This is a genomic window from Desulfosporosinus sp. Tol-M2, from assembly GCF_059735615.1.
The window spans coordinates 1-7,812 of record NZ_JCAIJG010000067.1; the positions used below are offsets into that span (position 1 = coordinate 1).

The window sequence follows — 7,812 nt, forward strand, 5'->3', positions numbered from 1 at the left end:
TCCATGCTCTCTAAGCTAAGACACTTCCTCCGGCTTGGGTCACGGGGGTTTGGAACATCGCCGGGGATTCTGTGTGCTGTTTGCGTCTTTGACACAAATACGCTTTGCGTTGTAGATTCTTAGGTATACTCGGCTCGTGGGCCACCTATATAGCGTGGGCGGGTGCGCGCCAGGGTTAAGTGTGCCTGTCCCAGTTCCTTGACATGTATACGAATGGGTATCGCCACAGGGCGAAGGTGCATGCCTATAAATGTATCACCGATGTCAATGCCGGCATGTCCAAGGATGCGCTCTACCATAAGAGGGGAAGAGAATTTCCTCCAGGCCTGTACCGTCATCGCACCTCCGGCATGCAATGCTGGAAATACCGAAACTACCTCTAATCCGTAGTGATCCACGCAAGCTTCTTCCACAACTAACGCCCGATTGATATGTTCACATCCCTGCACCGCTAAAAAGATTCCTTGTTGGTGAACCCGTTCCAACAAAGGCGGAAGCAACACCTCGGCAACCTCCAGACTACTTCCCTGACCGATCTGTTGGCCGATAACTTCACTAGTGCTGCACCCTAAAACGAGGATCTGCCCCCGTCTTAAATTAGCCTTTAGAAAAAAGGCCTCGAGTACATCATCCCAAATATTGGCCATCACATGCAATTTGTCTGCAATATTTTTATCCATGAGAAAAGGGATTCCTCCTCGCTTTGACAAATGACTCGAACAAGACGTTCGGGATTCAAATATTCTCACCGCGTTCAATGTCCGCAATCAAATTCAAACGACGGGTGTGCCTACCCCCTAAAAACTTCGTTTTCAAAAAGATATCCACAATGTCGAGGGCAAGGCCGGCGCCAATCACCCGGGCGCCTAGTGCTAAAACGTTGGCATTATTATGTTCTCTGGCCATCCGGGCTGAAAACGTCTCTGAACAGACCGCAGCACGGATTCCTGAAATTTTATTCGCGGCCATGGAAATCCCCTGCCCGGTTCCACAGATCGCGATTCCCAAGTCGGCCTCTCCCTTGATGATCGCACTACCTACAGCAAAACCATACTTAGGATAATCCACGGAGTCAGCTGAGTAGGTTCCAAGATCCTGAACCTTTAATCCCTTTGCTTCTAAATGCTTACGAATGGCTTCCTTGAGTTCGTAACCACCGTGATCGGCTCCCAACGCAACTCTCATGCTCATATCTCCATTCTTATAAACTATAGTTCTCCATATAACTGCTCAATCCCTGCCAAAACCGCAAAAAACGACTTAGCAAAGCGCAAGGACACACGGCACGAAGGCACACGGCGCGAAGGCACACGGTGCGAAGGCACACGGCGCGAAGGCACACGGTGCGAAGGCACGAGATGAGCCATTGGTACTTAGAACCTCGAACTTCGCGCTTCGCGCCTCGATTAAATCAGCAATTTGACACCGATCAGTAACAACGCCAAGCCTCCGAGCAATTCAGCCTTATCTCCTAACCGCGTTCCCATCACACGCCCCAAAACTAAGCCTGTCCCTGTCATCAGCCCGGCAATCAGGCCAATAATTATGACCGTGATGAAGAGATCCGCTCTGATCGTTCCCAGTGAAAACCCTACACTTAAAGCATCTAAACTTACACCGGCAGCTAACACATAGATGCCGAATCCACTGAGGGAAGTATTTGGCGATAAGTTATTCTGAAAAAGGGCATTTCTCGCTACCCCGAAAGGAAAATATTCAATGGGTGGCCGATAAACCTTGTACAGCATTCTCCCCCCCAACCCGATGAGAACCAAGGCTCCTACCCCACCGGCATAACGACCGAGAATCGATCCTAGCGCCTGACCCAACATCATCCCGCCAAGCGGCATAACCACATGAAAAACGGCCACAACCAACGGCAAGCGTAAAATCATGCTTTTCCTGACCCCTGCCAAGCCAATAGCTAAAGACAATGAAAATGCATCTGCTCCCAGGGCAATTGCAACTGCCACAACCCATACTAAATTCAATACCCTTCCCTCCGTTCTCACTAAGTATATGCAAAGGAAAGAGTTTATTAGACGGATTAGGCAATAAGATAGGGATTGGGCGGAATGCCTTGTGCCCCTACTATATGTAAAAAATCCGTTTACCGGCCGCTTTTTGTAACCGGTTCATAATAGCTGTCCCCAAACCTCCTTCTTCGACCCCTTCAGCCAATATAAAATCCATTCCTCGTTCATCACAAAGTCGTAACCCCTCAAACAAGTTACGCGCTGCTTCTTCCGGTCGATCTTTAGACCCCAGAACAAACAAGAGATCCGGCAGCAGGCTATGTAAGAAAGGCGCGCTCTCCAGCGAACAAAGAACCCCGACCTTTTTCAGCCTTGCGTGTCCTTTCTGAATTTCACGTCCCATGCGCCGGATGATGCGCTCGGACGAGCCAAACATCAGAATCATCTCTCCTTGAGGAGCGTAGTGCCTATATTTCATGCCRGGTGCTTTGGGAACCTGGCTCTCCGACAGGGTGTCCGCCCGCACCGCGCCAAGTACCTCCTCCAACTGTTCCCTGGAAATTCCGCCTGGACGAAGGATAGTGGGAATCCCCCCACTCACATCGAGCACAGTTGATTCCAAGCCAACCTGACAAGCCCCTGCGTCCAGGATCAGTGGAATCTTGCCTGACATATCACGCCAGACATGGCTGCCACTTGTCGGGCTGGGTTTCCCTGAGAGGTTAGCGCTTGGCGCGGCAAGCGGCAGCCCTGTTTCCTCGATCAGGCGGAGGGCAACCGGATGACTGGGCATCCGAATCGCCACGTTAGCCAGACCGGCAGTGACAATCTCCGGAACTATGGTCGTTTTCGCCATAACTAAGGTCAGCGGACCCGGCCAGAAATGTTGAACACATAGTTCTGCTTCAGGCGTCCATTGGGCAACCAAAATATTGGCCATAGTACGGTTGCAAACATGCACAATTAAAGGATTATCCTGGGGGCGTCCTTTTGCTTCAAAAATCTTTGTACAAGCTGAAGCATCCAGGGCATTAGCCCCTAAGCCATAGACCGTTTCTGTCGGAAAGGCTACCAATTCTCCTGCTTGCAGCAACGCTGCAGCCTCTTTGATCAGTTCRGCTTCCGGATGCAGTCCATTAATATAACATCGTTTTGTCAGCATCTTGCTTCCCTCGCTATGATCACCCGGTCGCGCCCCGCTAAATCCGGGAAAACCTGCGTTTCAAAATTCTTCATCCGAAATATTTTACAAACCGCGTCAGCCTGTTTCCAGCCGATTTCCATCAGGAGCTGCCCCYGAGGATTTAATAAGACCCGCGTCTCTTCAGCCAGTCGGCGGTAGAAGTCCAAACCGTCTTGTCCCCCTAATAAGGCCATAGAGGGTTCACGGAAAATCTCCGGAGCGCACTGACAATATTCCTCCGCTGAAACATAGGGAGGATTCGTGATAATATAGTCCCAGCGTTCACCCYGGATAGGCTTCACAAAATCCCCTTGACGCCACTGCACTGAGACACCCAAACGCAGAGCATTCTCTCGCGCAACATCTAAGGCATCCTGCGAAAGATCAGTCCCCACCACTTCCGCCTGAGGATAATAATAGGCCATCGAAATAGCGAGAGCCCCACTTCCCGTACCAAGATCCACGACCTTAATCGAGCGGTCCTGCTCCTGCTTTTCTTCTAACCTTACCAAGCCGAGCCATTTCTCGACTAAAAGCTCGCTGTCCGCTCGCGGGATAAGCACCCGCTCATCAATGCAGAAGGAAAGTCCCATAAACTCCTGACGCTTTAAGATGTATTGGAGGGGCTCGTGCTCAGCTCGGCGAAGAATACTTCCCCGGTAGTCCGCCTCCTCTTGCTCAGACAAAGTGAGGTCCCAATCAAGATAAAGGCGGTCACGAGACACGTCCAAAACTCCGGCTAATAACAAGTCCGCATCAAAGCGGGCATTATCGATCTCTTTTTCCAAGAGCCTCGCTTCACCCCAATGCATTCCCTCCAGAACTATCAAAACTGCAAAACCCCCTTGCGCCTCGCTACTGCGCCTTCAGACGTTCAGCCTGAGCTGACGAATTCAAAGCTTGGACAATTTCTTCCAAGTCTCCCGTAAGAATCGTCTCCAGGCGATGCAACGTTAACCCGATGCGATGGTCTGTGACCCGTCCCTGAGGGAAGTTATAGGTTCTAATCCGTTCACTCCGGTCTCCTGTCCCCACTTGACTTCGGCGCTCAGACGCCTGCTCTCCGATCGCCTCTTCTTGTGCTTTCTCCAGTATACGAGCACGCAAGACGCGCAAAGCTTTCTCCTTGTTCTTGAGCTGAGATTTTTCATCCTGGCAAGTCGCGATAATTCCTGTGGGTAAATGGGTAATTCGTACCGCCGACTGGGTGGTATTCACACACTGTCCGCCCGGTCCGCTGGAACAATAGATATCGATGCGCAGGTCATTCGGATTAATCGAGACGTCCACTTCTTCTGCTTCGGCCAGGACRGCCACTGTGGCCGTAGACGTATGAATCCTTCCCCCGGACTCTGTTACTGGGATCCGTTGAACCCGGTGCACACCACTTTCAAACTTAAGTTTGCTATAAGCCCCATGCCCTTCCAGGAGAAAAATAATTTCCTTGTAACCGCCCTGATCTGAGTAGCTTGCACTAAGGACTTCAACTTTCCAACCCTGCCCTTCCGCATAGCGAGTATACATCTTATAAAGATCTGCGGCAAACAAGGCTGCCTCATCGCCGCCTGCACCGGCCCGAATTTCCATAATAACATTTTTCTCGTCCGACGGATCCTTGGGCAAAAGTAAGACATGGATTTGTTTTTCCAGTTCCTGAGAAACGTTTCGCAATTTATCTCGCTCCTGCTCCGCCATTTCCTGCATTTCAGAGTCAAGTTTTTCCAAAAGCAGGTTTTCTGTTTCCTCAAGCTCACGCAGTACTCCCTGATATTCCCTGAATGTCGTGACAAGATTAGTCATGCCAGCCTGGGCTTTAGCATATTTTTGCCACGCACTCTGATTGGCAATTATTTCAGGGTCACTAAGCAGCTCTGTCAATTCATCATATTTCCGTTCAATCTCGTAAAGTTTCTCTAACATCTTTCACACCCCAAAATTTACGTAAGTTCCTGACCGGTTTCCAGAACACCTTTTAAGGCGGCCAAGGCAACCTCCAGTTGGGCACCGTCGGGTTCCCGTGTGGTTAATTTCTGCAATAACAGACCTGGTACAATCAGCCAACGAAGCCACGGCGATTCCAAATTTCGTGAGGAGAATTTCAGGATTTCATAAGCAATCCCGGCCACTAAAGGCATGAGCAGCATGCGGGAAAGCAACCGCCACCACAAGGGATGCAGACCCATAAAAGCGAACACGAAGATACTCACAACGACCACAATCAGGAGGAAACTAGTCCCGCAGCGCGGGTGTAACCTGGGGAATAGACGTGCATTTTCCACCGTTAGTTCTTTTCCTGATTCATGATTAAAAATGGCTTTATGCTCTGCCCCATGATATTGAAAAACCCGTTGAATGTCTTTGAGCCGGGAAATAATCACAATGTACAGGAAAAACACTATCAGCCTTATTGCCCCCTCCAGCAAATTCTGCCACACGACCCCAGTTACCTTCCCTTGCAGCAAGTGAGCCACTCCCGTCGGCAATCCTACAAAAAGCAAAAGTCCTAGACCAAAAGCAAACCCTATGGTCAGAGCCATTTCCCAAAACCCCAGTTCTTCCCCGCCCTCTTCCTCTCCTATTGAACGATTGGCCGAAAAAGTTAAGGCCCGAGTTCCCACAATCAATGAATCCACGAGTGCTGCAAACCCCCGGATTATAGGTAACTTAAAAATAGGTTTTTTTACCCATGTATTAAGCTGAAGATGCGAAACCTCGATCTCCCCATTCGGCAGCCTCACCGCAATAGCACTCTCTCGTGGTCCACGCATCATAACCCCTTCTATGACCGCTTGCCCGCCATATTGAACCGGTTTACCCATCCTAAGTCCTCCTATAGTATATCGAGACGCGAGGCGCGAGGTGCGATTCGAGGCTCGATGCGTGACTCGAAGCACGAGGCTCGATGCTCAAAAGGTTAATTATCGCGCTTTGCGCTTCGAACCTCGCGCCCCGCTCAACATTTACGCAAAAAGCAGAGCTTGCGCTCTGCTTTTCCACCAGCAACGACCGCAGGTCGTTGTTTACATCCCATATTTCTTTTTGAACTTATCAACCCGTCCGCCAACATCGACAAACCGCTGTACCCCGGTATAAAAGGGATGGCATTTCGAACAGATTTCCACTTTAATGTTTTTTCTTGTGCTGCCGGTTGGAATGACTTCTCCGCAAACACATGTCACCGTGGTTTGTTCGTATTTAGGGTGAATTTTTTCTTTCATATCTTCACCTTCTTTCCTATTTGCAATAAAGGCGCTATATGCCGCACCTGCTAATAACATAATTCCAGTCAACTACACTAGTTTAGCACAAATAACATTAACTGGTCAAATCCTATTTTCTAACGTTTGCTCCATAACACTCTCTAATCTCTTTAATAATTTTTTTGATAAACTTTCCGGGCTCGGTTTTTTATTTTGCTTGCCAACTAATTCCGCAATACGCTGATTAATGTTCTCCTGATATAAGCCGCCATGGTAGCAGATTACCGCTTCAATATCATATTCTGTCAGCTTATGTAAAGTCTTTTCATATAAGTCCGCATCAAAATTAGTGAATTCCAACGCTTTGTAAAGTTTTCCGCCGGCCACAACCAGGGCATCGCCGGCAATGAGCGTCTTACTCTGTCTAAGATAAAGGCAAATATGACCCAGTGTATGACCAGGCGTGAAGATGACCGTGATTCCGCCACAGTAAGGTAATTCCTCGCCATCGGTTACAGTTTTGGCTACTTTGATTTTATTGTTTTCAAAGAAGGCTTTGAGATTATCCTGCAGGGTTTTCGTTTCTTCCGGCATGATATTTCGCAGTGCCTCAAGTTGAGCCAGCCTGATCGATTGCTTCGTGCCTTCAAGATAGGGCTTTTCTACCTCATGCGCCAGGACTTCAATCGCTAATTCATTTTGTAAGCTTAGAGTGTTACCGATATGGTCCGCGTCATGATGCGTAAGGATTACCTTTTTGAGCTTGCTCAAAGGTACACCGGCCTTCGCCATGGCCTCACGAATTTGGGGTAATTGCCCTGGATACCCGGTATCCACCAGGATGACAGGATCATCCAGGATTAGGGTTGGGTAAGCGATTAATGGTTTACCCATATGGTTTTTCGATAATTCCAACATTTTTATTCCATTGGCTATTTGCATAGTTGACCTCTATTCAGCTTTTAATATACCTTTAACCGCACTTCGAATAGCCGCAGTGCGTACACACCACACAACCGCTTTCATGGTTGATGGGCATACCACATTCCGGGCATGCATTTTCCGTCGCCACACCTGTCCGGGCTATTTTTTTAGTTACCTTTTCTCCGGATGGCCTTTCTCGTTCGACAACGCTTGATTTTACGGCCGTTGGGGCTGTTTTCTGCGTTCCCCTATGCCCACCCGCAAAATCGATACCCACTTCACTATATTTCTTAATCACCCGGGCAATGGCATCCGGGCAAGAGGTGACCTTGACCCCTTCCCGCCGCATACAAGCCGGGCAGCGAATGCCTTTGATCTGCTCCGTAATGGCATCAACAGACAAGCCGGAGCGCAGGGTGATGGAGATCAAACGGGCTGTTGCCTCCGATTGGGAGGCACAGCCTCCGGCGCGGCCGGTATTCGTAAAAACTTCACAAATCCCTTTGTCATCCTCATTGACACTGACATA

Annotated in this window: 10 protein-coding genes; all 10 read right to left on the minus strand. The window is 49.3% G+C overall.

Features of this window, described 5'->3' with window-relative positions; translation table 11 throughout:
- Positions 1 to 119 precede the first annotated feature (119 nt).
- Positions 120 to 680 (minus strand): TIGR01440 family protein, encoded by a 561-nt coding sequence (locus AC6I5A_RS04725; RefSeq protein ID WP_052167865.1) that lies wholly within the window; start codon positions 678 to 680, stop codon positions 120 to 122.
- Positions 681 to 735: 55 nt separating this feature from the next.
- A complete protein-coding gene (gene rpiB / locus AC6I5A_RS04730; RefSeq protein ID WP_034612370.1) occupies positions 736 to 1,185 on the minus strand; it encodes a ribose 5-phosphate isomerase B in 450 nt (149 codons plus the stop codon).
- Between the two features lie 221 nt (positions 1,186 to 1,406).
- Positions 1,407 to 1,991, minus strand: coding sequence for a manganese efflux pump MntP (locus AC6I5A_RS04735; protein ID WP_034612373.1), 585 nt, complete (start codon positions 1,989 to 1,991; stop codon positions 1,407 to 1,409).
- Between the two features lie 100 nt (positions 1,992 to 2,091).
- Positions 2,092 to 3,138: an L-threonylcarbamoyladenylate synthase gene (locus tag AC6I5A_RS04740; protein WP_034612377.1), complete on the minus strand. Its 1,047-nt coding sequence runs from the start codon at positions 3,136 to 3,138 to the stop codon at positions 2,092 to 2,094.
- Positions 3,132 to 3,989, minus strand: coding sequence for a peptide chain release factor N(5)-glutamine methyltransferase (gene prmC / locus AC6I5A_RS04745; RefSeq protein WP_034612380.1), 858 nt, complete (start codon positions 3,987 to 3,989; stop codon positions 3,132 to 3,134). Before prmC ends, AC6I5A_RS04740 begins: the two co-directional genes overlap by 7 nt.
- A 25-nt stretch (positions 3,990 to 4,014) precedes the next feature.
- The gene (gene prfA, locus AC6I5A_RS04750; protein WP_034612383.1) at positions 4,015 to 5,079 is read right to left on the minus strand and encodes a peptide chain release factor 1; all 1,065 of its coding nucleotides are present in this window, start codon (positions 5,077 to 5,079) and stop codon (positions 4,015 to 4,017) included.
- A gap of 17 nt (positions 5,080 to 5,096) precedes the next feature.
- Positions 5,097 to 5,978 (minus strand): DUF1385 domain-containing protein, encoded by an 882-nt coding sequence (locus tag AC6I5A_RS04755; RefSeq protein WP_034612386.1) that lies wholly within the window; start codon positions 5,976 to 5,978, stop codon positions 5,097 to 5,099.
- A 201-nt stretch (positions 5,979 to 6,179) separates the two neighbouring features.
- Positions 6,180 to 6,377, minus strand: a complete 198-nt coding sequence (rpmE, locus tag AC6I5A_RS04760) for a 50S ribosomal protein L31 (RefSeq protein ID WP_034612388.1) — start codon at positions 6,375 to 6,377, stop codon at positions 6,180 to 6,182.
- A 105-nt stretch (positions 6,378 to 6,482) separates the two neighbouring features.
- Positions 6,483 to 7,301, minus strand: coding sequence for an MBL fold metallo-hydrolase (locus tag AC6I5A_RS04765; RefSeq protein WP_497900497.1), 819 nt, complete (start codon positions 7,299 to 7,301; stop codon positions 6,483 to 6,485).
- A 31-nt stretch (positions 7,302 to 7,332) separates the two neighbouring features.
- Positions 7,333 to 7,812, minus strand: a 480-nt coding sequence (locus tag AC6I5A_RS04770; protein WP_034612392.1) for a TSCPD domain-containing protein, incomplete at its 5' end; no start/stop codon positions are given.

What these genes read in the sequence shown, in the direction of transcription:
- AC6I5A_RS04725 (WP_052167865.1), bottom strand. Translation starts at nt 680, where the DNA reads ATGGATAAAAATATTGCAGACAAATTGCATGTGATGGCCAATATTTGG.
- rpiB (WP_034612370.1), bottom strand. Translation starts at nt 1,185, where the DNA reads ATGAGAGTTGCGTTGGGAGCCGATCACGGTGGTTACGAACTCAAGGAA.
- AC6I5A_RS04755 (WP_034612386.1), bottom strand. Translation starts at nt 5,978, where the DNA reads ATGGGTAAACCGGTTCAATATGGCGGGCAAGCGGTCATAGAAGGGGTT.
- rpmE (WP_034612388.1), bottom strand. Translation starts at nt 6,377, where the DNA reads ATGAAAGAAAAAATTCACCCTAAATACGAACAAACCACGGTGACATGT.
- AC6I5A_RS04765 (WP_497900497.1), bottom strand. Translation starts at nt 7,301, where the DNA reads ATGCAAATAGCCAATGGAATAAAAATGTTGGAATTATCGAAAAACCAT.